Origin of the sequence: Draconibacterium sp. IB214405 (genome assembly GCF_033963885.1) — a bacterium.
Classification (GTDB): domain Bacteria; phylum Bacteroidota; class Bacteroidia; order Bacteroidales; family Prolixibacteraceae; genus Draconibacterium.
In genome coordinates this window covers 603274-628507 of record NZ_JAXBMA010000004.1, presented here as the reverse complement: position 1 = coordinate 628507, position 25234 = coordinate 603274, and the positions used below count along the sequence as shown (strand labels likewise).

The 25234-nt window shown below is 41.6% G+C and carries 22 protein-coding genes; 6 read left to right on the top strand and 16 right to left on the bottom strand.

What is annotated here, in order from left to right:
- Positions 1–2: 2 nt before the first annotated feature.
- Positions 3–1355, bottom strand: coding sequence for an adenylosuccinate lyase (gene purB / locus SLH46_RS15110; protein ID WP_320282046.1), 1353 nt, complete (start codon positions 1353–1355; stop codon positions 3–5).
- Between the two features lie 192 nt (positions 1356–1547).
- On the opposite strand from purB, the gene SLH46_RS15105 reads away from it, so the two are divergent.
- On the top strand, positions 1548–2948 hold the full coding sequence (locus SLH46_RS15105) for an NfeD family protein (protein WP_320282045.1): 1401 nt from the start codon (positions 1548–1550) through the stop codon (positions 2946–2948).
- A 99-nt stretch (positions 2949–3047) separates the two neighbouring features.
- Here the strand turns inward: SLH46_RS15105 and SLH46_RS15100 are convergent, their stop codons facing one another.
- A complete protein-coding gene (locus SLH46_RS15100) occupies positions 3048–3584 on the bottom strand; it encodes a GNAT family N-acetyltransferase (RefSeq protein ID WP_320282044.1) in 537 nt (178 codons plus the stop codon).
- 60 nt (positions 3585–3644) lie between these two features.
- Positions 3645–4532, bottom strand: coding sequence for a dienelactone hydrolase family protein (locus SLH46_RS15095; RefSeq protein ID WP_320282043.1), 888 nt, complete (start codon positions 4530–4532; stop codon positions 3645–3647).
- 188 nt (positions 4533–4720) lie between these two features.
- Here SLH46_RS15095 and purT point away from each other — a divergent pair, with 188 nt between their 5' ends.
- Positions 4721–5911, top strand: coding sequence for a formate-dependent phosphoribosylglycinamide formyltransferase (purT, locus tag SLH46_RS15090; protein WP_320282042.1), 1191 nt, complete (start codon positions 4721–4723; stop codon positions 5909–5911).
- An 82-nt stretch (positions 5912–5993) separates the two neighbouring features.
- Here purT and SLH46_RS15085 read toward each other — a convergent pair whose 3' ends face one another.
- The gene (locus tag SLH46_RS15085) at positions 5994–9314 is read right to left on the bottom strand and encodes a glycoside hydrolase family 2 TIM barrel-domain containing protein (RefSeq protein WP_320282041.1); all 3321 of its coding nucleotides are present in this window, start codon (positions 9312–9314) and stop codon (positions 5994–5996) included.
- A gap of 101 nt (positions 9315–9415) precedes the next feature.
- Complete coding sequence (gene mltG / locus SLH46_RS15080; RefSeq protein WP_320282040.1) at positions 9416–10477, bottom strand: endolytic transglycosylase MltG; 1062 nt, start codon at positions 10475–10477, stop codon at positions 9416–9418.
- A gap of 462 nt (positions 10478–10939) precedes the next feature.
- Here mltG and SLH46_RS15075 point away from each other — a divergent pair, with 462 nt between their 5' ends.
- Positions 10940–12148, top strand: coding sequence for an FprA family A-type flavoprotein (locus tag SLH46_RS15075; RefSeq protein WP_320282039.1), 1209 nt, complete (start codon positions 10940–10942; stop codon positions 12146–12148).
- Between the two features lie 152 nt (positions 12149–12300).
- On the top strand, positions 12301–12933 hold the full coding sequence (locus SLH46_RS15070) for a histidine phosphatase family protein (protein WP_320282038.1): 633 nt from the start codon (positions 12301–12303) through the stop codon (positions 12931–12933).
- Positions 12934–12946: 13 nt separating this feature from the next.
- Here SLH46_RS15070 and SLH46_RS15065 read toward each other — a convergent pair whose 3' ends face one another.
- The 10 genes from SLH46_RS15065 to SLH46_RS15020 all read right to left on the bottom strand — a co-directional run bounded on the left by SLH46_RS15065 (position 12947) and on the right by SLH46_RS15020 (position 22002).
- Positions 12947–13483 (bottom strand): DUF2284 domain-containing protein, encoded by a 537-nt coding sequence (locus SLH46_RS15065; protein ID WP_320282037.1) that lies wholly within the window; start codon positions 13481–13483, stop codon positions 12947–12949.
- Between the two features lie 44 nt (positions 13484–13527).
- Complete coding sequence (locus SLH46_RS15060) at positions 13528–13890, bottom strand: DUF2200 domain-containing protein (RefSeq protein ID WP_320282036.1); 363 nt, start codon at positions 13888–13890, stop codon at positions 13528–13530.
- A 37-nt stretch (positions 13891–13927) separates the two neighbouring features.
- Positions 13928–14737, bottom strand: coding sequence for a ZIP family metal transporter (locus SLH46_RS15055; protein ID WP_320282035.1), 810 nt, complete (start codon positions 14735–14737; stop codon positions 13928–13930).
- A gap of 89 nt (positions 14738–14826) precedes the next feature.
- Positions 14827–15882, bottom strand: coding sequence for an AMP-binding protein (locus SLH46_RS15050; RefSeq protein WP_320282034.1), 1056 nt, complete (start codon positions 15880–15882; stop codon positions 14827–14829).
- On the bottom strand, positions 15882–16910 hold the full coding sequence (gene menC / locus SLH46_RS15045; RefSeq protein ID WP_320282033.1) for an o-succinylbenzoate synthase: 1029 nt from the start codon (positions 16908–16910) through the stop codon (positions 15882–15884). The genes SLH46_RS15050 and menC overlap by 1 nt, the downstream gene beginning before the upstream one ends.
- On the bottom strand, positions 16907–17812 hold the full coding sequence (locus tag SLH46_RS15040; RefSeq protein WP_320282032.1) for a 1,4-dihydroxy-2-naphthoate polyprenyltransferase: 906 nt from the start codon (positions 17810–17812) through the stop codon (positions 16907–16909). Before SLH46_RS15040 ends, menC begins: the two co-directional genes overlap by 4 nt.
- A gap of 132 nt (positions 17813–17944) precedes the next feature.
- Positions 17945–18769 (bottom strand): 1,4-dihydroxy-2-naphthoyl-CoA synthase, encoded by an 825-nt coding sequence (gene menB / locus SLH46_RS15035; RefSeq protein ID WP_320282031.1) that lies wholly within the window; start codon positions 18767–18769, stop codon positions 17945–17947.
- Between the two features lie 12 nt (positions 18770–18781).
- The gene (menD, locus tag SLH46_RS15030; protein ID WP_320282030.1) at positions 18782–20464 is read right to left on the bottom strand and encodes a 2-succinyl-5-enolpyruvyl-6-hydroxy-3-cyclohexene-1-carboxylic-acid synthase; all 1683 of its coding nucleotides are present in this window, start codon (positions 20462–20464) and stop codon (positions 18782–18784) included.
- Positions 20451–21575, bottom strand: coding sequence for a chorismate-binding protein (locus tag SLH46_RS15025; protein WP_320282029.1), 1125 nt, complete (start codon positions 21573–21575; stop codon positions 20451–20453). The genes menD and SLH46_RS15025 overlap by 14 nt, the downstream gene beginning before the upstream one ends.
- Positions 21565–22002, bottom strand: a complete 438-nt coding sequence (locus SLH46_RS15020; protein WP_320282028.1) for a PaaI family thioesterase — start codon at positions 22000–22002, stop codon at positions 21565–21567. Before SLH46_RS15020 ends, SLH46_RS15025 begins: the two co-directional genes overlap by 11 nt.
- Positions 22003–22187: 185 nt before the next feature.
- Here SLH46_RS15020 and SLH46_RS15015 point away from each other — a divergent pair, with 185 nt between their 5' ends.
- Complete coding sequence (locus tag SLH46_RS15015) at positions 22188–22946, top strand: GDSL-type esterase/lipase family protein (RefSeq protein ID WP_320282027.1); 759 nt, start codon at positions 22188–22190, stop codon at positions 22944–22946.
- Positions 22947–23046: 100 nt separating this feature from the next.
- Here the strand turns inward: SLH46_RS15015 and SLH46_RS15010 are convergent, their stop codons facing one another.
- The gene (locus SLH46_RS15010; RefSeq protein WP_320282026.1) at positions 23047–24357 is read right to left on the bottom strand and encodes an MATE family efflux transporter; all 1311 of its coding nucleotides are present in this window, start codon (positions 24355–24357) and stop codon (positions 23047–23049) included.
- 273 nt (positions 24358–24630) lie between these two features.
- Between SLH46_RS15010 and SLH46_RS15005 the strand changes: the two genes are divergently transcribed.
- Positions 24631–25230, top strand: a complete 600-nt coding sequence (locus tag SLH46_RS15005; protein ID WP_320282025.1) for a superoxide dismutase — start codon at positions 24631–24633, stop codon at positions 25228–25230.
- The last annotated feature ends 4 nt before the right edge of the window (positions 25231–25234 follow it).

Genomic DNA, 25234 nt, shown 5'->3' with positions numbered 1-25234 from the left:
TATTAAAAAATTCCAGTGTAATTCTGAGGTGTAATCGCTTTTAGCTCCTCTTTTACAGCATCACTAACGTCTAAACCGTCAACAAAATTGTGTATCGCCGCTTTGTTGATCACCTCGTTTTTACGGGTCAGATCTTTTAACGCTTCGTATGGATTTGGGAAAAACTCGCGGCGCAAAATGGTCTGAATTGCTTCGGCAACCACTGCCCAGTTGTCTTCCAAATCTTTCTCAATTGCAGCGGTGTTGATCAATAATTTGTTCAATCCCTTCAACGTCGATTTAATCGCGATAACGGTATGACCAAACGGAACACCAATAAAACGGGTAACAGTTGAGTCGGTAAGGTCGCGCTGCAAACGCGAAACCGGAAGCTTTTGTGCCAACTGCTCAAAACCTGCATTCGCAATTCCGATGTTACCTTCCGAGTTCTCAAAATCGATCGGATTAACTTTATGTGGCATCGTTGAAGAACCTACTTCACCTTTTTTAATTTTCTGCTTGAAGTAATTCATCGAGATGTACGTCCAAATGTCGCGGTCCAAATCCAGAATAATATTGTTGATACGCTTCAATCCATCAAAAATGGCACTGTGGTTATCGTAGTGCGAAATCTGTGTGGTAAACTGCGAGCGGTTCAATTCCAGTTTTTCTTTCAGGAATTTGTTAGCGAATTCTTCCCAGTTAATATCAGGATAAGCTACATAGTGTGCATTGAAATTACCGGTAGCTCCGCCAAATTTAGCGTCGATGGCAATTGATTTTAGCTGAACCAACTGCACCATAATACGTTCGATAAACACCTTAATCTCTTTCCCCACTTTTGTTGGAGAAGCCGGTTGTCCGTGTGTTTTTGCCAACATCGGAATGTCTTTGTATTCGCTGGCCATTGTCAGCAACTTTTCGATCAGTTCCTGCAACAACGGGTAATATTCCTCTTCCAAAGCATCTTGAATCGATTTTGGAATGGCGGTATTATTGGCATCCTGCGAGGTAAGCGCAAAGTGAATAAACTCTTTGTATTTGCCTAAATCCAGTTTGTCAAATTCTTCTTTAATAAAATACTCAACAGCTTTAACGTCGTGGTTTGTAACGCTTTCAATGTCTTTTATTCGTTGTGCATCTTCTAGCGAAAAGTTTTTATGAAGCTCACGAAGTTTGTCCAGTTTTTCTACAGGAATATCTGCAAGTTGTGGCAAAGGAATTTCGCATAGGGCGATAAAATATTCGATCTCGGTAAGTAAGCGGTATTTAATCAGGGCAAATTCACTAAAATATTTTCCCAATCCTTCTACTTTGTTACTGTACCTGCCGTCAACCGGCGAAATTGCTGTTAATGTATTAAGTTCCATTGTCATTACTTAGAATTAAGCTGCAAATTTATAAAATTAAGCGGACTAACTCTTTGGCAGCCGAACGAATTTAGAATTCTTTAACTGCGCGAGGATTTTGCCTGTTTGTGGCGGTGATTCTGATTTAATTGCTTTTCAAAGTAGGGCATAAATTGTAATTTGTTTTTTGTAATTTGGAACTTGAAAAAAATCAATGCCATGAAGCTAAAGAATTTCTGGATTTTGTTATTTGTACTTGCCACTCTTGGTGCTTTTGCTCAGGAGGCGAACAAGAAAAAAGTGTTTCTTCTGAATATCAAATCCGAAATTACCCCGGCCACTCGCCGTCAGGTGAGCCAGGCTTTTGCAGAGGCCGATTCGGTAAAAGCCGATGTATTTCTGATTCACATGAATACGTATGGCGGAACTGTGGTTGATGCGGATTCTATTCGCACCCGTATTCTGCAAAGCAAAATTCCGGTTTATGTGTTTGTCGACAACAATGCGGCTTCGGCAGGAGCGTTGATCTCAATTGCCTGCGACGGAATTTACATGCGTCCGGGAGGCAGTATTGGTGCGGCAACGGTGGTAAATCAAACCGGCGCGGCCATGCCCGATAAATACCAGAGTTATATGCGATCGACCATGCGGGCCACTGCCGAAGCGCATGGAAAAGATACTACAATTACAGCCAGTGGTGATACTATAATTGAATGGTTTCGCGATCCGAAAATTGCAGAAGCTATGGTCGATGAACGCATTTTTGTTGAAGGCGTTTCTGATACCGGACAAGTGCTGACTTTCACGCCTTCGGAGGCGATGGAACATGGTTATTGCGAAGGAACAGCCGAAACTGTAAAAGAGGTACTTCACCAGGTTGGCGTTGACGATTATGAACTATTTGAATATGAGCCAACCGTAATTGAGAAAATCATTGGCTTACTTGTTCATCCAATGGTGTCCGGATTGTTGATTATGGCTATTATCGGGGGTATTTATTTCGAGATGCAATCGCCTGGTATAGGTTTCCCGTTGGGAATTGCAATTTTAGCTGCTTTGCTATATTTCATGCCGCTTTATCTCGAAGGTTTGGCAGAACATTGGGAAATCGCTCTTTTTATTGTCGGGCTGATTCTTATTGCGGTGGAGATATTTGTCATTCCGGGCTTCGGAGTTGCCGGAGCGCTGGGAGTAACTTTTGTCTTTGTGGGTCTGGTGTTGAGTTTGATCGATAATGTACATTTTGATTTTGAAGGTGTTGAAATGCGAGGTGTTGGAACAGCAATTGCCACTGTCGTCATCGGTATTTTCGGTGGATTTATTCTCGCTCTTTATCTTGGGAAACGAATGTTTACGGCTGAGCACGGCATGTTTAAAAACTTTGCCTTGAATACGGTTCAGCATGTTGATGAAGGTTTTGTTAGCGTTGAAACCAAACTTTTCGACTTAAAAGGGAAAAAGGGAATTGCGCAAACCGTTTTACGTCCCGGAGGAAAAATAAACATTGATGGCGAAGTGTACGATGCAGTTGCTGTTACCGGTTTTATCGATAAAGACGAAAAAATAGTGGTTACCAAAGTTGAGGCTACGCAGCTTTATGTAGAATTGGATGAAGAGTAAAAAACAAGGCAAAAGGCAAAAGTTCAAATGCAAAAGTTGCGAGATTGACACTTCTAGCTTTGTGCGTCAATCTTCTATCAATCTTAAAATCAATCTGCATCAATCCTTCAATTGATAAAACATAATTTCTTCAGTTTCGTTTGGCAGTGTTACATGTTTTGTAAAACGCAATCCAAGTCTTTCTAATAATCGCTGCGAACGTAGATTAAATTTCGCGGTTATTGCAGTTATATTCTCAATTTCGAAATCTTCGAGACCAGCTTTTTTTATTCTTTCAGCAGCTTCAAACGCATACCCCAGACCTTCAAACTCCGGAAGAAAAGCAAATCCAATATCGATACCTTCCAGCCCTTCACGATCATAAAGTCCGCAGGTGCCCATCCTTGCATCGTCCGCTTTTCGAATAACCATGTAGTTTCCGTAGCCAAGTTTCTTCAACTGTGGATATATCTTCTCCCGAATGTAAACACGCGCTTCTTCTTCGGAATGTACATCTCGTTCGCCAATATATTTCAGCCAATTTTCGGAGCGGAACAGACGATAGATAAAATTCGCATCCATTTCCTGAACCGGGCGAAGAATTAAACGAGGAGTTTCAAAGGTTTTATAGCTTGCGCCATCAATTGTAACCGACATAATTTGTGTTTTTGTAAAGAAACAAAATTATGTCGGAATCAGTAGGGGGGAGCTAAAATCTTAAACCAGTTTTTCTTTGAAAAAGTCGACGGTACGACTCCATGCTAGTTTGGCCGCAGCTTCGTCATAACGTGGTGTGGTATCATTATGGAAGCCATGATTCACTCCCGGATACATGTGTGTGGTGTATTCTTTGTTGTATTTTTTCAGAGCCGCTTCATAGTCCGGCCATCCTGCGTTTACGCGTGTGTCCAGTTCTGCATAATGCAGCAGAAGTGGTGCTTCAATCTGCTTTGTTTGTTCTTCTGAAGGCTGACCGCCATAAAATGGCACAGCAGCTTTTAAATCAGAAACTTCAACCGCCATCATATTCGATATCCAGCCACCAAAACAAAAACCAACCACACCAATGTTGCCATCGCATTCAGGATGTGATTTCAGCGTTTCGAAAGCAGCAATAAAGTCTTGCAGCATTTCGTCCCGGTCGCGTTCACGTTGCATGGTTCGGCCGTCATCATCATTCCCCGGATAACCTCCCAGCGGGCTCAGCGCATCGGGCGAAATGGAAATAAATCCCGCCAAAGCTGCACGTCGGCCAACATCGGCAATGTGAGGATTTAAACCACGGTTTTCGTGTACCACAACAATTCCGGGTAGTTTTTTTGTATTCCCCGCCGGCCTTGATAATTGGGCACTAATTTTTCCTCCACCTTTGGGCGATTGGTATTCGATTGTTTCTGTTTTCAGCCGTCCATCATCTGCTTTAATCTGAATTTTATCCTGATAGTTGGGCATTATAAAACTCATAAGCGACGAAACGGTTAATCCCCCCACAGCGTAGGCTGAAAGGCGTTCAACGAATTTCCTGCGATCGATTCGGCTATGAGCGTAATCATCGTACAGGTCGAAAACTTCCTGGCTAATTTGTTCTTTTTTTATTGAGTTCATAGTGAGTGATTTATACAGGGATAACTATTGGGGAATTTACTTTGTTCATCCCGCAAAATAAATTCTCGTAAACGGTTTATTGTTCAGTTTCAACAAAATGTTAGCAAAACAGTATCAGGCGCCTGTATTAAAATGTACAGTCGTAAATAAATTTACTTTTGTCGTTTCAAAAAAAAGAAAAAACAGGAATGAGCACAAAGGTAGTTTTGGGAACAAAATTTTCGCCAACGGCAACAAAGGTTATATTGCTGGGATCGGGTGAATTAGGAAAAGAAGTGGTAATCGAATTTCAGCGTTACGGCGTGGAAGTTATAGCGGTTGATAGTTACGAAAATGCGCCGGCCATGCAGGTTGCCGATCGTTATTATGTGGCGTCAATGCTTGACGGCGATCGGTTGGCAGAAATTATCCGGACTGAAAAACCTGATTACATCATCCCGGAAGTGGAAGCCATTGCTACCGATAAATTGCTGGAGTTGGAGAAGGAAGGTTTTCATGTGATTCCAACAGCAAATGCAACGCGATTGACTATGAATCGAGAGGGAATCAGAACTTTAGCGGCCGAAGAATTGGAGCTTTCTACCTCGCCATATAAATTTGCCGGAACAAAAGAAGAGTTTATAGCCGCGATTGAGGAAATTGGATTTCCTTGTGTGGTGAAACCGATCATGAGCTCGTCGGGTAAAGGACAAAGTGTGGTGAAAAGTGCTGGCGATATTGATTACGCCTGGAATTACGCACTGGAAGGTGCCCGTGGAAATAGCGACCGTGTGATTGTAGAAGGTTTTGTTGATTTTGATTATGAAATTACTTTGCTAACGATCAGTCATGTTGGGGGAGTGTCATTCTGCGAACCAATTGGTCATCGTCAGGAAGGTGGCGACTACCAGGAATCGTGGCAACCACAAGCCATGTCGGAAAAGGCTCTAGCAGAAGCACAACACATTGCAAAAACAGTTGTTGAAGCGCTTGGCGGCCGCGGTTTATTCGGAGTTGAATTTTTTGTGAAAAACGATACTGTATATTTTAGCGAGCTTTCGCCTCGCCCGCACGATACCGGAATGGTAACAATGATCTCTCAGGATTTGAGTGAATTTGCTTTGCATGTTAGAGCGATTCTAGGTTTGCCTATTCCAAACATCAAATTTCACGGGCCATCGGCAAGTAGTGTGATTATGGTAAAAGGAGAATCAAAACAAGTGGCTTTCTCTAACCTTACAGAAGTTTTGAGTGATCCGGATACGCAAATGCGTTTATTTGGTAAACCCGAAGTAAAAGGCGAACGACGTATGGGAGTTTGTCTGGCAAGAGCTAACTCGGTGGAAGAAGCCCGGGAAAAAGCAAATAGAGCAAGTCGCTCAGTTGTTGCTGAGTTATAAAACGAACACTGATAAAAAAATAAAAACCGGCTTAGAGGAACAAAGCCGGTTTTTTAATGGTTTAGATTAAAGTCTGCCTTTTCTATTTTGTATAGCGATAAATTTCTTGCAAGTCTTTAGCCTTCGACAGTGGCACCAGCTTAAATTCATAACTGTATTCTTTTTCCAATAGTCGGTATTTTTCTATTGGTCGTGCATTGATCGACCACGTATCGTTACCACCAACACCGGCCATTTTATGGCTGATATTGACCGTTAAAACATCTGCTTTTTCCAGTTCTGTCGGGTGTTGTGCTTCATGAATATTCTCGGCAGTATACGGCCAAACTGAAGTTTGCAGTGGTGTTTCACCAAGCACCATCAGTCCTGAGTTATTATTGGTAAGCGCCAGCCAACGCACACAGGTGTGGTTGCTACTTTCCTGTGGTTTGGTGTAGTCGTAGTAAAAGTCATCAACAATTCCGTTGTAAATAGCTACTTCAGCCCCGCCATTTCTGTCGGAGTAATTTTCAAATGGACCTTTACCATAAAAGCTCATTTGTTGCAGGTCGGTTGAAACGCCCATGCTCATTCCTACACGAATTGGCTCCGGCATTTCTTCCGGAATCTCCAGGTCAAATTTAACGTCTATTGTTCCATCGTTGGTAAATGTATAAACCAGTTTTAAGCTCAGTCCTTCGTAGTTCAGATCTGCTGAAATAATTGATGTGGAGGCATCAGCCTTTAATTTATTTACAGTTAGTTTTTCCGGCAGGTCTTTCCAGAAAGGAATAAGTTGTTGCGCTCTCCATCCACGTTCATCATTATCGGTTAACGGACGCCAGAAATACGGTTTTAATGCTGATGTAATAAGTTGGACATTGCCTTTTTGATAGCTAACAATTAAACCACTTTCTTTATCGATATCAACTTTAAAGCCTTTACCTGTTACTGAGATTAGATAGTCGGTTTCGGTAAAATTAGGATTGGCAAGTTTATTTTCTTTTTTAACTGAGGCAACTGTTTCTACCGGAAGTCTGAATTGTTGTTTGGCCAGTTCATGACCTGCATTAGCCCAGTTTTTATCCTGTTTCAGTTGAACACTGATACGCAACCAATATTCTGCATTTGCTTTTGTTTTTATCTCGTCAAATGGAATTTCAACTACTGCACTTGCTCCTGGATTCAGACTCAGTCCATTCAACGTTCCTGACTGAATTTCTGTAGCATCCTCACTTAAAGTCCAGCTAACCTGGTATTCGTTTAGGTTGACAAAATTAAAACGACTTAATATACGAATCAGTCCGTTTTCCAGATCAACAGCAGTTATTTGAACAGGCTGCATCACATATTTAGCTTCCCAGGTTTGTGGTTTTGGTGTGCGGTCGGATGCGATCACTCCGTTCATACAGAAGTTATTGTCATTGGGCATGTCGCCCAAATCGCCACCGTAAGCAAAAAATTCTTTACCGTTTTCATCGGTTGTCAGCACTCCCTGATCGATCCAGTCCCAAATAAAACCTCCGATCAGGTTCGGGTAGCAGTGCATCAAATCCCAGTATTCCTGGAAATTACCCAAAGAGTTACCCATGGCATGTGCATATTCGCATTCCATAATAGGACGACTGATGTACGGGCTTTTTGCCAGCGCTTCCAAATCCTCGAGGTTGGCATACATACGACTGATCACATCAACCCAAAGCGGATCGGTTGGATTGGCAGTTCTTCCTAATTCTCTGTATTCCGGCGATCCGTAAGCTTTGTAATCTTTGTGTTCCGGTTGCCCCTGTGCTCCTTCGTAATGGATAAAACGTGTAGGATCGAAATCTTTCGCCCAAGCGGCAGCCCCGGCGTGGTTTGGTCCCATTCCCGATTCATTACCGAGCGACCAGCCAATAATCGATGGATGGTTTTTATCGCGCTCCACCATGCGAACTACACGGTCTTGAAATGCCGTGTGCCATTCCGATTGGTTGGTGAGGTAGCCCATTAATCCATGTGTTTCAATATTGGCTTCGTCGAGCACATAAAGGCCGTACTGGTCGCAAAGATCGTAGAAATACGGATCGTTAGGGTAGTGACTTGTACGAACCGCATTAAAATTGAAACGTTTCATCAACAACACGTCGTTCTCCATATCTTCGTGAGTAACCGTTTTACCGTTCAGATGGTCGTGATCATGACGGTTAACACCATATAATTTTATGGACTTTCCGTTTACATAAAGCTGCCCGTTTTTAGTCTCTATTTCGCGGAACCCGATTTTTGCAGAACGTGCTTCAACAATGTTTCCATCTGCATCTTTCAACGAAAGTACTAGAGTGTAAAGTGTTGGTTTTTCTGCCGACCACAGTTCCGGACTAATGATTTTTTCTTCCAGTAATCCGAAATATACATTGTCGCGTTGCGGATATCCTTCGTAAATAATGTCGTCAACATCTTTGGTGATTGGAGCTTGCAAAACCTTGTTGTTTTGCGGGCAGTACAATTCGGCTTCCAGTGTCCAGCCTTTTGTGTCAACATCGGCACCGCGAGTAAGAGTTGGACGTATTTGCAGAAGCGCATCCTGATAATTGGCATCTAAACGAGTGCGGATAAAAAAGTCTTCGATGGCTACTTTTGGTTGTGCCATCACCAGCACTTCTCGGTGAATACCACTCATTCGCCAGTGGTCCTGATCTTCCAGATAACTTCCATCGCACCAACGAAAAACCTGAACTGCGAGTTTATTTTCGCCGGATTTTACAAAATCTGTAATATCAAATTCGGCTGGCAAACGGCTGCCCTGGCTGTAACCCACTTTTTGCTCGTTTACATAAACAAACATGGCTGAACTTACACCGCCAAAATGCAATACAATTTTTTGGTTGTTCCAATCTTCAGGAATCGTAAAAGTACGAGCGTACGATCCAACTGCATTGTCACGTGTAATAAAAGGTGGTTGCGGAACTATTTTTGAACCAACCTCGGCATAAAACCTACGATAAAGTTCTTCCGTTGACAATCCTTCCGGAACATCATAGTTTTTTTTATACCAGGCAATCGGATCTTCCTGTGCTTCGGCAGGCAATTCCGGACGGAAAGGATAGCCGGCACTTACATAAATTGGCGTTCCGTAGCCTTTCATCTCCCAGTTCGACGGAACTTCAATGTCATCCCAGCCGGAAACATCCTGCTTATAAAAATCCAGCGGACGATCTTCTTCCTTTTCCACAAAATTGAATTTCCAGGTTCCGTTCAGCGAAATCATTCTCGAAGTTTCACGATCGCAATTCAGGGCGTCATCAGCAGATTTATAAGAGTAAGAAGTGGCTCTTGCCGGAATTTTGTTTTTGGCAATGTAAGTGGGATCTTCCCAAATTTTATTTTGGGCAAAAAGAGTGGTGGCACACAGGCTAAGCACCAGGATGAGCAGTTTTTTCATTTTAACGTAATTAAATTCGTTATCATTATTCAAGACGAGATAAAACAGGTTTACACCTATATTTTTTGGATGATTCGGGAGTTTACTTCAGGATTTGTAGCTTATTTATAAATGCGTCGTTCGTCGAGCGCATCGCGGTATTTTTTCGCGTTTTTGTTATGCTGACTGAGCGTTTTAGCAAAATTGTGGTAGCCCGAAAAATCTTCGCGAGCACACATATACAGGTAATTGTGATCTTCGAAATTCAGTACGGCATCAATCGAAGTTATTTCCGGAAAACAGATTGGCCCCGGTGGTAAACCTGCATATTTGTAGGTGTTGTATGGCGAATCGATTTCGAGATGTTTATTCAAAACCCGTTTGATGGAGTAGTCACCTACAGCATATTTTACGGTTGGGTCGGCTTGCAATGCAATTCCCTTATTCAAGCGGTTGATGTAGAGTCCGGCTACGGTTTTCAGCTCATCGGGTTTTAAAGTTTCCGACTGAACAATGGAGGCCAGTGTAACCACTTGTTGCGGTGTTAACCCCATTTTAGCTGCCTGTTCAGTGCGCGTATCGTTCCAGAAACGATCGTACTCCGTTTTCATGCGCTGGGCAAACTCTTCGGCGGATGTTGTCCAATACATTTCGTAAGTGTTCGGAATAAACATGGCACGGAAATTTTCGTCTGTAAATCCCCAGTCGGTGATCTGTTGTTCATCTGAAAACAGTTGCAATAACGAGGTAGAATCGGCTTTAATGTACTTACTTACTTTTCCGGCCAGTTCTTCTTTAAAACGAACATTGTTGAAAGTAATGTTTACCGGTGATTGCGCGCCGCTGCGAAGCATATTCACCAATTCGTTGGTGTTCATTCCTTTTTTTAATTGGTAACGGCCCGGTCGCATATATTCGGAATATTTTTTCTTTTTGGCCACCCATTTAAAAGCCTTTACATTGATTAAGACTTCGTCGGATTCGAGTTTTTCGGTAATACTCTTTATATCATCATCATCTGAAACCAGTATCAGATAATCGATTTTTACATTTTCCTGAAAAATATACTGGTAAAGCTGATATCCCCGCGCGCCGACAAGGATAAATGCGGCAGCAAAAAATATTATAATGAATTTTCCAACGCGAGGGAAAGTCATGGCACGGCTTTTCTGATCAATCGACATAGTTCTAATTTGAATTCAGCCCCAAAGATAAAATTCTTTCGGTTGCAGAGAAAGATTGAATTTAAGATTGATAAAATCAACTACTAGCCACAAGCTACCAGTAGTTGGCAGTTGGCAAAACTCTAATTTGCAAGATTGCTTCTCCGCCAGTTGGCGGATCGCAATGACAAGTATTTTATAGGATTGGGCAGCGGACAACCATAAATCTTGCCGAAAGGAAATCTTTCATTGTCCGCTGCCGGGTATGTTCTATAAACAATGTCATTGCGAGGGAGGAACGACTGAAGCAATCTCATTCAATCTAAAATTCAATCTACTTTCAATCTCTTATCAATCTTGTTTACCTAACATTCTCTTAACCCATATTCTAAATAAGGGCAGTACGAAATAATTTTATGGGCTGTCAGCCGAAATTCACTAATTTTGTGCGTGTTTGGAAAAATGATATAAAAACTGAAAATTATGCTACAAGTAAATCTTGCAGAAGATATTTATTATTTGGGATTTAACGACCGCCGTACTCACTTGTTCGAGAACATTTGGCCAATCCCACACGGGGTTTCGTATAACAGCTATTTGATTGTTGATGAAAAGATTGCACTGGTTGACACCGTTGAACGTGCTTTTATTGATGATTACCTTGATGCCATTGAAGAAATTATTGGCGACCGCGAGGTGGATTACCTGATTATTAACCATATGGAACCCGACCACTCGGGAGCTTTAAAAGCAATCGTTCATCGTTACCCGAATATTACGCTTGTAGGTAATAAAAAGACTTTTGGTTTTGTGGAATCATATTACATGAAACCGGAAAATGTGCACATGGTGCACGACGATCATGTACTTGATCTGGGAAAACACAAGTTGCAGTTCCAGATGATTCCGATGGTACACTGGCCTGAAACAATGGTGACTTACGAAGAAACCAACAAAATCCTTTTCTCGGGAGATGCTTTTGGTAGCTATGGAACCATGGACGGTGGTATTTTCGATGACGAGATCAACCTTGATTTTTACGAAGTGGAAGTGATGCGTTATTTCACCAATATCGTTGGTAAATATTGTCCGCATACACAGCGCGCTATTAAAAAACTTGCCGGACTGGATATTAAAATGATTGCGGCAACGCACGGTCCAATTTGGCGCAGCGACCTGAACTGGATATTGAAGCGTTACAACAAATGGAGTTCTTACGATTTGGATCGGGGTGTGGTTATCGTTTACGGATCAATGTACGGAAACACCAAAAAAATGGCGGAAACCATTGCACGTCAGATTTCGGTGCGCGGTATCAAAAACATCCGTGTTTACGATGCTTCAAAAACACACTCTTCGTACATTATCAACGACATTTTTAAATACAAAGGATTTATTGTGGGTAGCGCGGCGTATAACAATGCGATGTTCCCGAATGTGGAAACACTGCTTACAACCATCGAACACATGGCGCCAAAAGATCACTTACTTGGTATTTTTGGTAACTACTCGTGGAACGGTGGCGGCGTGAAAAACCTGAAAACTTTTGCCGAAAAAATTAAGTGGGATATGGTTTACGAACCGATCGAAGAAAAAGGCAATATGAAGGTGCAAACGCAGGAAGAGTTGATTAAGTTGGCTAACGCAATGGCTGATAAACTGCTGGAAATGCCTACTCCGGAAAAGATCTAAGATTACTTTGAAAGATAAATCAAAAGCTGCTCTTCTGGGTGGCTTTTTGTTTTTTATTCGGACTCTCCTAACACAAACTTCATGATAATATCATACTGAATTATCTTTTTTAGAAGAAAAATAGTTCATCTTCGCACAAATTTGAATAAGCAATGGCTACAGAAATTACAATAATACGACACGGAGAAACAATGTGGAATGTGCAGAAACGCATACAAGGGCAGCGTAACAGTAAGCTTTCTGAAAACGGGATTACACAGGCAGAATTGGTAGCAGAGGCACTGGTTAGACGTGAGTTTGATGTACTTGTAAGCAGCGATCTTGAGCGCGCTGTGGAAACTGCCAAAATCATCAATAAACAACTGTCGTTACCGCATAAATATAACCTGAATTTACGTGAACGCTCTTTTGGTATTTTCGAAGGAAAGAACTTTGCGGAGATTGAAGAAATGTACCCCGAAGAATTTCGCCGTTATAAAGAACGAAATCCCGGATTTGTAGTTCCCGGTGGCGAAAGTATTGAGCAGATGTATACTCGTGTAACATCGGAAATTGAAGCTCTTGCCAGTAAGTATAAGGATCAGAAAGTACTGATCGTTTCGCATGGTTTGGTGCTGGAAATGATGATGTATAGAACCTTTAATCTTAAGCTGGATGAGCCACGTTCATTCTCCATAAATAATTCCTCCATCAGCTCGTTTTACATCGACAAGGACAATTGGTTTTTAAAAGAATGGGGTGTAATTGAACACCTGGTTTCGTTGAATGTTTTAACTGAGCTTTAGTACTCTTTTCGAATTATTCGATTAAAAGCAGGGCAATCCGATTCATGTCACCCGGATTATTGGCCACCACATTGATTTCCATTCCCACTTTTTGTACGGTTTGGTACACATCCACCGCAAAACTCTCGGGGCTTGGGCGTGCGTTTCTTTTATCGTGACATTCGAGTCGGTTACCCGAACAATCGTTGCACAAGGTGCAACAGGTTTGGTTTAACAGAAAAACTTTTGGATGACCCATTAGAAAAACAGCCCGTTCCACTCCCAAAAGTTTGTTAGTCATTTCTCGTGACCAATCGGAAGGATAGTCGTTTTTGTCGGCAAATTTATTCAGTTTAATAACCAGTGCACTTTTGTATTCTTTAAAAAAGCGCTCGCACTCGCTTACCGACGGCGTATTGGGCGGGCACGAACCAAGACCGTAATCGCTGCAGCCAAAATAACATTTAACACGTACCCATTGTGCTACAACAATTTCTTTCGGATCGATCCATTTATATTCGGTAAGATCCTGTTCCTGAAGTAACTCTTCTATTTGGTTTTTGTTAGTCATTTTGTTGGTTTGAAATTAAAGGATGGCTTTTTGAATCAAATCTACTATTCTCGCAATATTTTCTCCATCTTTCTGCCTTTCGCCAATTCGTCAATCAGTTTATCTAAGTATCGTACCTGTTTGGTCAGAACGTTATCGATTTCCTCTATCCGGTAACCGCAAATCACTCCCTTAATTAATTCAGCTTTTGGATTTAATTCAGCTTTTTCGAAGAAGGTCTCAAAAGTTACATTTGTATTGATCATTTCTTGAACCTTGCTTTCGTTAAAGCCTGTCAGCCATTCAATTACCTGATGCAATTCTTCTTTTGTCCTTCCTTTTTTCTCCACTTTTGCTACATAGTGCGGGTATACTGCGGCAAATGTCATTTCTGCCACTCGCTTGTTATGCTGTGGTGTTGTCTTCATCTGTTTAATATTTTTTTAATTGAATAAAATTAATGATCTAACCAAGTGCTACATCCAGCAGCATCATGGTGGCAAAACCCAACATGGCACCAATGGTCGATAAATCGGTTTCGTTGCCTCTTTGCGATTCGGGAATCAATTCTTCCACAACCACAAAAATCATTGCTCCGGCTGCAAACGACAGGGCATAAGGCAACAGCGGTTCGATGGTTAAAACCAGGTAAGCTCCCAGTACTCCTGCCATCGGCTCAACAATCCCGGATAGCTGTCCGTAATTAAACGACTTCCATCGCGACAATCCTTCACGGCGCAGCGGAATAGAAACTGCAGCTCCCTCGGGGAAGTTTTGCAGTCCAATTCCCATCGCTAAGGCTACAGCTCCGGTAAGAATCCCCATGTCGGGATTATTGGCCAGCGCACCAAACGCAACGCCTACAGCCAGTCCTTCAGGAATATTATGGAGCGTAATAGCCAGCACCAGGAGTATGCTTCGCTGCCAAGTTGTTGGAATCCCCTCGGCTTTGTCGATGGATAAACCCATATGCAGGTGAGGCAGAATCTTATCGATTAACAAAAGAAAAGCTCCACCCGCTAAAAATCCGATTACAGCAGGCTTCCATGATAGTTCGCCTTGCGCCTCAGCCATTTCAATAGCCGGTTTTAATAAGGACCAGAAACTGGCCGCTATCATTACACCCGCAGCAAAACCAAGCATCGAGTTTAATATCTTCTTATTAATCGATTTGAAGAAGAACACCATTGATGCGCCGGCTGCGGTTAAAAACCAGGTGAAAAGCGTAGCTCCAAGAGCCAGTAATATCGGATTATATTCTAATAATTTATCCATCTTGAGTTTGTTTCAATTTGTCGAATAGGCTAAAACAAAGCTAATAAAATTATTGTTCAGCATCTAAAAAGACAAGCTTTACTGGCAGCTTAATTTTTCAGAATCATTTTCAGTTCTTTCTGGTTTATCTTGCCATTTTCGGTGCGTGGAAGTTTTTCGATAAAACGGATGTCCTTTGGTTGTTCGTATTTCGAAAGTAGATTAGAGCAGTGAGTCTCTATGCTGGTTTTCATATTCTCATCTGCCTTACCTTCAATTATCAGAATTATTTTCGCGCCGAGTTTTTCATCCGGCACCGAACCGATTGCATAGGGAAGGGGCATATCTTTTGCCAATTTCTCCTCGATTTGTTCGGGCAGAAATTTTATTCCTCCTGAAATGATGACGTTGTCAACTCGCCCAAGTACTTTAAAATGATGACTGTCTTTTAATTTCCCCAAATCGTTGGTTTGAATGAATCCGTTTTCAAGTCCCGGCATCAAAATTCTGATACAATCGCGTTCACCCAATTCAACAGAAATATCATCAAGACATTGGTAACATTCAGTTTTGTCGCTACCATTTAATTTGCGTAGGGCGATGTGAGTTGCCGTTTCCGTCATGGCGTAACTCGAATAACATCGTGTTGAAATTTGCTGCAGTTGCTCTTCCAGTGGTTTAGGAATAGCAGAACCTCCAATCAGCAGGTTTTCAATATTTTGCTCTGGCAGTGCCAGGTACTTAGTTACCTGGTTAATAACCATAGCCGCAAATTTTATGGGCTTATCAGTTGGCAAACTTGTAAAGTCTGATGCCGGTTCAACAAGCAGTAAATCGAGTTTGCCTATTAGGGCGCGCACCGTCATCAGTTTCCCTGCAATGTATCGACTGGGCAGACAATGTAAAATGCGGTCACCGTTCTGCAAATTAAAAAAGCGAATGGTGCGAAGTGCACTGGACGCCACAAAATCCTTTTTAAGTGTTATGGTTTTTGGTGTTCCCGTACTTCCCGATGTTTGTACTTCGATATAGTCATTTGGATTGTACCATTCTTTCAAGAATTCCACCCAGCGTTGTTCCCACTCACTGTTAGGTTTCTGTTGCAGCAACTCTTTTATGTTTCCCGATTGCCCATTTATGGTAATATGTGACGGAAACAGTTCCATTACATTTCGAATGATTTTGCGGTATTGAACCACAATTCTTCGCCACGAATTTCAAGTGGCGATTCAATGTTATTGGTAAAAAGCTGGCCGGTTCCCAGGCCCTGATGCATGGTGGTGTTTTTCGTGAAGGCCCATTGTGCAATGACATTTAAACCGATATTCGACTCCAGGTACGATGTGATCCACCAACCAATGGATCGTTCGTTGGCCAAATTAATCCATTCATCGCAACCCGAAATACCACCGTGCAGACTTGGTTTTAAAACCAAAAACTGAGGACGGATTGTATCGAGTAGTTGTATTTTTTCTCTGCGGTCGTTTATGCCAATTAATTCTTCATCGAGAGCGATGGGCAGGGGAGTGGTTTTACACAATTCAGCCATTTCGTTCCACAGTCCTGCAGGTATCGGTTGTTCAATGGAATGAAGCTGTAACTCGGCAAGTCGTTTCAATTTCTCGTCAGCAGAATCTTTATCAAAAGCGCCGTTGGCATCTACACGAAGAACTATCTGATCGCTTGAGAAACGCTCGCGCACAGCTTTTAAAAGTGCCAGTTCCTGCTCAAAATCTTTTGCTCCAATTTTTAGTTTGATACATCGAAAACCGGCTGCCAGTTTTTCTTCTATCTGGCGCTGCATGTTCTCGATCTCGTTCATCCAGATCAGTCCATTAATTGGAATACCTTCCTTTCCATGTGAAAACGCTGACGGAAATGGGTCTCTTTTTCCGCCGTTTTTCAAATCCAGCAAAGCCGATTCTAAAGCAAATTTCAGCGATGAAATATCTTTTAACAAGTCAATATTATTTATGAAAAGCTTAGGGTCAGCGCAGATTTTATCCAACTGCACTTCAACTTGTTCAGGCGTTTCAATACTCAATCCTGGTAGTGGAGCGCATTCGCCAAGTCCTGTTACGCCGTTCTCTTCCAAAAATAAATACCAAACCGTGCGTGTTTTTAACACCCCCCGCGATGTGCCGGCAGCTTGCTTAAAATGCAGCTCATATTTTTGGAAGCGGGCTTTTATCATGTTAATATCAATCCAAGCGAGAATAGTAATGTTAATGCCAAAGTTTGCAGTGCCAACCGTTTTAAAAACGGGTCAAGCTGGCGTCCGTCTTTTATGCGAAATATTTTGATGATGTCGATTATTGAAATTGGCAATATCAAAAGATATAACCACTGCCATGCTGTTTTTTGTTGTTGAACCGTAAAAGCGATCAGTGCAATCCATGCCAGTAAAATAATTATCGTATGGTAGATTCTACTTCTTAATGGACCAAGTTTTACGGCAATCGTTATTTTCCCAGACTGCTTGTCGTTATCAATGTCGCGGGTGTTGTTCAGGTTCAAAACTCCGGTACTAAAGAATCCTATACTGATGGCCGGCAGCCAAACAGCAGTTTCAATAACATTATTGTGCAGGTAAAAAACACCGATCACAGGTAGCAATCCGAAAAAGAGAAATACAAACAAGTCACCCAATCCGATATAACCGTATGATCGTTTGCCTGCAGTGTAGAAATAGGCGGCTAAAAGTGCCAGTATTCCCAGTCCGATAAATACAAAAAATGCAGTTGGGCTGTGATGCCAGGTTCCGGCGAACACCAAAATAATTCCCAACAAAAAGCTTAGTCCGGCAACTACAAACATTCCGGATTTCATTTCTTTGATGGTGATTTCTCCGCCCTGCATTGTTCGTGTTGGCCCCAATCGCTGATGATTGTCGGTGCCCTTTTGGAAATCGCCATAATCGTTGGCGAAGTTCGAGAACACCTGTATCAGCGTTGCGGTGAGCATTGCAAGAATAAAAATCAGCCAGTTAAACCCATGCCAAAATACTGCCAGTGCCGAGCCCATTAAAATACCCGACAATGCCAGTGGCAGTGTTCGTAACCGTGAAGCTTTTACCCAACTTTTTGCTGTTGCCATAATTGATTTTGGATACTAGATTCTAGATAATTGATGCTTGATACTCGATACCTCGACGCTGCGGTCGGGATTTGGCTGTGGCCGATTTTCAATTCGCTTCGCTTAACTCGTAACTCGTGTCTCGCAACTTTATTATGGAAATTTTGGGTATTTCTTAAAGTCTGGTTTGCGCTTTTCAAGGAAAGCATGTTTTCCTTCTTGTGCTTCCTCGGTAAGGTAATATAGCAAGGTTGCGTTTCCGGCGAATTCCTGAATTCCGATCTGACCGTCGAGTTCTGCGTTCAATCCAAGTTTTAGCATACGCAATGCCAGCGGACTGTGTTCCTGCATTTTTTGTGCCCATGCAACTACCTCGTCTTCCAGCTGATCTAGCGGAACAACTTTGTTTACCAATCCCATTTCAAGCGCTTCGGCAGCCGAGTACTGACGACACATAAACCAAATTTCGCGGGCTTTCTTTTGTCCCACAACACTTGCCAGGTACGATGAGCCTAATCCTGCATCGAAGCTACCTACTTTAGGTCCGGTTTGTCCAAAAATGGCATTTTCGCTGGCAATACTAATGTCGCAAACTACATGTAGCACATGACCACCACCAATGGCATATCCATTCACCATGGCAATTACAGGTTTTGGCATGCTGCGAATTTGTTTCTGTACCTCAAGAATGTTCAGTCGTGGAATCCCATTTTCGTCGATGTAACCACCGGTGCCTTTTACATTCTGGTCGCCACCCGCACAAAATGCCTTATCTCCGGCACCTGTTAACACAATTACATTTATGCGCTGGTCCTCGCGACAAATATGTAACGCATCGCTAATATTGTTTACCGTAGTTGGTCGGAAAGCATTCCGCACCTGCTCGCGGTTAATGGTAATCTTGCCAATTCCGTCGTAATAATCGAAAAAAATATCCTCGTATTCTTTAATGGTTTCCCATTGTCTTTTTGTACTCATTGTATGTTGTTTTTATTGTTTTACAAACTTAAAAAGGCCCCGGAAAGTTTTTGTATTCACTTCTGCATCGGTGAAAACTTCCAGGATAGTCGGTTTTTTTCTTGTTGGGGAATATAACTCGGCAAGTGAATTTTTTAATTCTGTTTCATTCTCAGCACTTAAATAATCCAACCCGAAAGTTTGAGCAATGCCTAGTGCTTTGAATTTGTTTTCGGCATAAAAATGCTTATTAAATGCTGGTGATTCACCGGGTCCTTTTATCAGACTAAAAATATTTCCGCCGCCGTTATTGATTACGATGACTCTTAAATTATCGCCAATGTAATTGTTCCAAAGCGCATTTGAATCGTAAAAGAACGATAAGTCGCCAATAAGTACAGTATTTATCTTTTCAGAGACAGAGGCATAACCCACTGCTGTTGACATTGGCCCGTCAATTCCGCTGGTACCACGATTACTTAAAAAAGTGGTGTTGGTTGTCCAATCTGCAATTAATGCATAACGAACAGGTGAACTGTTTCCTAAATGTACAACCGAATTTTCAGGAACATATTGGCCAACTTCAGCAATGACTTTCAAATCAGAAAACCGACTATCTGAAATATATTTATCCCGAAGTTGATTGACTTCATTTTCCTTGGTTGTCCAACGTTGTAGATATGCTGTGTTTTTATCACTTACTTCCGGAATTAATTGTGAGAAAAAAGTCTTAGCATCGGTCTGCACAACTTCTGTCAGCGATTGGTAAGTATCGTAATGATCGTTGGCCGGCGAAAGGTGCCAGTGTTGACCAGCCTTATTTTTTCTCAGGAACTGTTTCAGTGCTTTCGAAACAAAATGTCCGCCAAAAGAGATCAGTATATCCGGTTGAAAATCAGCAGGAACCTCTTCTAAAATAGCCGCCATCATCGTATCAATACTTCCGCAAAAACTTTCATCAGTCAGGTTGGCCAGGTGTTCTTTTAAAACAAGGGCACCGGTTTTTTCAGTAAATGCTGCAAGCAGTTTTTCCAGTTCCAGATCCGGATTTTGTTGCCCGGCAAGGATCAGTATTTTCTTCGATGCATTTAACTCAGCAGCAAACTTATTCAGACTTGCTTTATCAATCTCTAAAACTGATTTTTTAGTATCGATGGCTTTTATTATCGGCAACTCTTCGTCAAGCAAATCATGCAACGGTTCCTCCAGTGGAACATTGATATGCACAGGCGCCGGTTTCCCCGAAACGGCAGCATTCAGGCACTCGTTTATTTCGCGGGCAGCTTGCCACAGTTCAGTTTCCGATTCTTCCAACGGAAGGTTGTATTCTTTTTTTACAAAGTTCGAATAGATCCCTTTTTGGTTGATGCATTGGTTTTCGAGCTGGTTGATCCAGTACTCGGGACGATCGGCAGTGATTACGATTAGCGGAATATTTAAATAAAAAGCTTCGGCAATTGCTGGTGCATAATTCAAGGTCGCTGTACCCGAGCTGCAAACAATAACAACCGGTTTTTTCAGCGCTTGCGCCAAACCCATCGCAAAATAAGCTGCACTACGCTCGTCAACTACATTGCGGCAGTTAAATAAACCACTTCCCACAAAAGTGTTTATCATCGGACCGTTTCGCGATCCGGGAGAAATAATCACGTCGTTGATTCCCTTCTGATGAAGAAGTGCTGCCAGTTGTTGAACGTGTTTTTTAGTTGAGATCATTCTGTCGTATAGCTTCTATTGCCGATAACAAGGTTTTTGCTTTGTTGTTGGTCTCTTCCCATTCTTCTTCGGGAACCGACCGCGAAGTAATTCCGCCACCTGCATAAAGCATGTATTTCTCCGGAATTATTTCCATGCAGCGCAAATTTACAAATAATCTTACTGAATCTTTTAGCTGCCACGGACCAAGAAATCCGCTGTAGTACCGCCTATCATGTTTTTCGATGGTACTAATAAATTTATCGGCTTTCGATTTTGGAAAACCACAAACTGCCGGTGTTGGATGCAACTCGGCAATAAAATCACCAAGACAGTCGTCGAGTTTCTTTTTTGCAAATAGAAAACTGGTAAACAGGTGCGCTACTTTGCCGCTTTCCAATGTTTCCGGTCCGCGAGTGGTGTAGCGGTGAATATCAAACCGATACAACAGATCAACCAGGTAGCGAGAAACAAAGGCTTGCTCTTCAATGTCTTTGGTGCTCCAACCGTATTCCGTTCCTGAAACACGGGGCTGCGTTCCAGCCAGCGAAACGGTTTCCATCGTTTTGCCTTCTGATTTTAACAGGATCTCGGGAGTGGCCCCCATCCACAAACCGGCTTTTGGCAAATTTACCATATACACAAAAGCGTTTGGCGTTTGCTCGAATAGTTGGGAGTACAATTTTCCCAGCGATTCATTTTTTCGTTCAATCGGAATAATACGCGAAACAATAGCCTTTGCCAGTTTCGTATTTTTTATTGTCTTTACCGTTTGCTCAATATCTGACAAATACTCGTCTTTCTCAATTACGTAATGCGATGTGCAGTTTACCACTTCTTTTTGGCACACTTTTACATCATCCATATTCAATTTTAGGATTTCCTCGATGCCTGTTTTATAAATATCCGGTTTTAATAAAATCAGCGGGTTTTCCTCGCTGACGTGATAAGGCGCAAAAACAAATCCTTCCTGTCCGTTTAAACGACTCACCTCATTGGGATAAATCAAAGCTTCCTGACACGAAATCAGAAGCTCAAGCGTTTTATCGCCGGGTACAGACCATAAGGCAAAAGAGCAGTTAAGCGTAACGAGTTCGTCGATCAGATGTATTAATCTTTCGTTATCGGTCATTCCTTTCAGTAATCATATTGGTAACACGTACAGATGAAATCAATCTCCCTTCTTCATTGCAAATATCAACATTCCACACATGCGTTTGTTTGCCCCGATGAACGATTTTTGCAACCGCCAGCGCCTTGCCTTTTTTTAATACGCCTGTGTGATTGCCGTTTACCATAATTCCGAGCACTTCATAAGCGCTCATATCAACCAGTAACATGCTGCCCAAACCGGCCAGTGTTTCGCCCATTGCAAGGTTGGCACCGCCGTGTAAAATGCCTCCCGGGCGCGAATTTTTTGCAGAGAGATCCAACATTCCCTCAACTGTACCTTCTGCAATTTTTGTGATCTCAATTCCGAGGCTCCCTACAAGAGTGTCTTTTGTGGCCTGGTTGATCAACTCAACCGGCGTATTGAATGATAATTGTGTTAAATCCATAGTGCTATCCTAAAACGAGACTAAAATAACGGATAGTTTTCGAAAATTGCCAAAATGGCTTTTGTAATTTATTATTGTATTTCGAGATCAGTGAGATTATGGAAGAATTTAGCTCTGATATAATGTTAAACAGCTGCCATAAATTTTTTACATTTGTTATTCTAAATCAACTTAAATAGATCCAGATGAGTATTTCCAGAAGAAATTTTTTATACAAATCAACCGCGGGAGCAGTTGCTGCTGCAAGTATTTCAAGTATCGTTTCGGCGTGTGTTGCTGAACCGGAACAAAAGAAAGAATCAATTTTTTTGAAAGGGAACACGGTGTTGTTTCAGGGTGATTCAATTACCGATGCCGGGCGCGACAAACAAAATGAAACACCTAACCGTGCATGGTCGTTTGGAAATGGTTATGCGCTTCTCGCAGCGTCACAATTATTAAATACATATCCTGAAGAGCAACTTACTATTTATAACCGTGGTATCAGTGGAAATAAAGTGTTTCAATTGGCGGATCGTTGGGAAAAGGATTGTCTGGAATTGAAACCGGATGTGTTAAGTATATTAATTGGTGTGAACGATTACTGGCACACCCGCGATGGTAATTACGATGGCACCATTGAGATTTACGAGAATGATTACCGCGCTTTGTTGAAACGCACACAGGAAGCTTTTCCGGCTGTGAAATTGGTTTTGTGCGAACCATTTTATGTGTTAAAAACAAGTGCAGTTGACGAAACATGGATTGAGCCAATGCAACAATACCAGGTGGCTGCGAAAAAGATCTCAGACGAGTTTGAAACCATTTGGGTTCCTTTTCAGAAAGTATTTGATGAGGCCATTAAACACGCTCCGGGAACTTACTGGACGCCAGATGGAGTGCATCCTTCAATGGCCGGTGCCGAATTAATGGCTGCAGCTTGGTTGAAAGCTGTTGGTGAATAGAGAGAAAGAAATTATCAATATTAAATCTTCAATATCCAATATCCAATTTTGAGTACTTGATTATTCTAAATTGGGTATTGGATATTTTATGTAATCTGAGTTAAACTTTCCCTGAAATTGGTTTCAAAATCATTTTTTTGTACATAAGCGATAAAATAACTCCTCTCGAAAACATGAAAAGCAACATTCCCATCCAAAGCGCATGATTATTCCATATCGGATTTAAAAAATAATAAACCGGTGCAAAAATCAGAAAAGTTGAAACCAACAAACTATTTCGCATTGCCCGCGATGCTGTTGCCCCGATGTAAATCCCGTCCCAAATAAAAGAACCAACACTGGCGATCGGTATCAGTACTACCCAAATTAGAAACTGTTGGGCTGTTTGAATTACATCTTGTTGCGAGGTGAGCAGTTTTAAAATGAAATTTGTGCCGGTTAAATAGAGTAGGGTAAAAGTAATTGCCAGTCCCAAGCCCCAGTATAATAAAAGTTTTACTACCCTTTTTAAGTTTTCAATTTGTTTGGCACCTATAAATTTCCCAACCAATGCTTCGCCGGCAAAAGCAAAACCATCAATAAAAAAGGAGAAGAACATTAAAAATTGCAGGAGGATTGAATTAACTGCAAGCACAGTATCGTTTATGCTGGCCGATTTTGAAGTGAAAAAGGTAAATACAACGATTATACAGAAAGTACGGATGAAAATATCGGAATTTACTTTAAAGAAACTCGATAGAAATTTTAGATCGATGATACCTGCTTTTGTTACTTTTGGTAACATTTCTCTGTATTTTTTGAGTAACAAAATTACGGCAGTAACCAAACCAACATATTGCGAAATGGCCGTTCCCAACGCCACACCGTCTGATTTCATATCCAGACCAAAAACAAAAAAAGCACTCAGCACGATATTTACAATATTTACCAAAATTGCAATAATCATTGGGTAACGTGCATTTTGCATGCCCAAAAACCAACCGCTGAAAACAAAAAGACTTAATGCTGCAGGTGCGGCCCAAACACGGATTCGGAAATAAGCTTCAGCAAGCTCTTCAACTTCTGGGCTTCCGCCAATTACTTTAAAACTCCCCCAGGCAATAGGGGACTGTAGAAGTAGAATAAATATGCTAATAATAAAAGTTAGTATCAGGGCACGAACCAGGATGGTAATGGCTTCTGCCGGCTTTTTTTCGCCAAAAGCCTGTGCTGTAAATCCCGAGGTACTCATTCGCAAAAAGCCAAATCCCCAGTAAATTATATTGAAAATCACGCTACCAAGTGAAATGGCACCGATGTACACTTCTGAACCAAGATGCCCCATTAAAGCCAAATCGATCAATCCCAGCAACGGAACAGTTATGTTGCTGATAATATTGGGAATGGCAAGTTTTAAAATGTTTTTATTCATCTTTTTTAGTGAGGTGGCAAAGGTAATATTATTGGTAGAGCGGTTATATGAATAAAAGTAATTAAATATTTTATCTTCTCTTTTGTGCTTGTAACCTAGGTTTTTAGCTGGTTTTTATTGTTTAACGGATTAATGTCGACTATTTATTAATTCCGTCTATGAACAATAAAGGATTTCAATGTGTTTTATTATTCGGAGATTTGGATTAATTCTAAATAGCGTATATTTTTGCTAAGGAAATTAATATATTTAAATCTTTTAATAAAAATAAAAATGGCATTTGAATTACCAAAATTAGGATACGATTATACGGCTTTAGAGCCAAATATTGATGCAAGAACAATGGAGATCCATCACGGTAAACACCATGCAGGTTATACAACAAACCTGAATGGAGCAGTTGAAGGAACTGATCTTGCAGGAAAATCGATTGAAGAAATTTTAAGTGGAGTGTCTGCACAATCAGTAGCAGTACGTAATAATGGAGGTGGATTTTTTAACCACAATTTGTACTGGGAAGTTATTGCACCGGGTGGTGCACCAGCTCCCGAAGGCGTTTTATTAGACGCAGTAAATGATTCATTTGGAAGTATAGAAAAATTTCAGGAAGCCTTCACCAAGGCAGCTTTGACTCGTTTTGGGTCGGGTTGGGCATGGTTGGTTCTTCAAAACAATAAACTGGTGGTTTCGTCTACGCCCAATCAGGATAATCCGCTGATGGATGTGGCCGAAGTTCAGGGAACTCCAATTTTGGGGATCGATGTATGGGAACATGCATATTACCTGAACTACCAAAACAGACGTCCGGATTATGTGAATGCATTCTGGAATCTCATCAACTGGGATGAAGTCGCCAGGCGGTTTAAAGGTTAGTTGA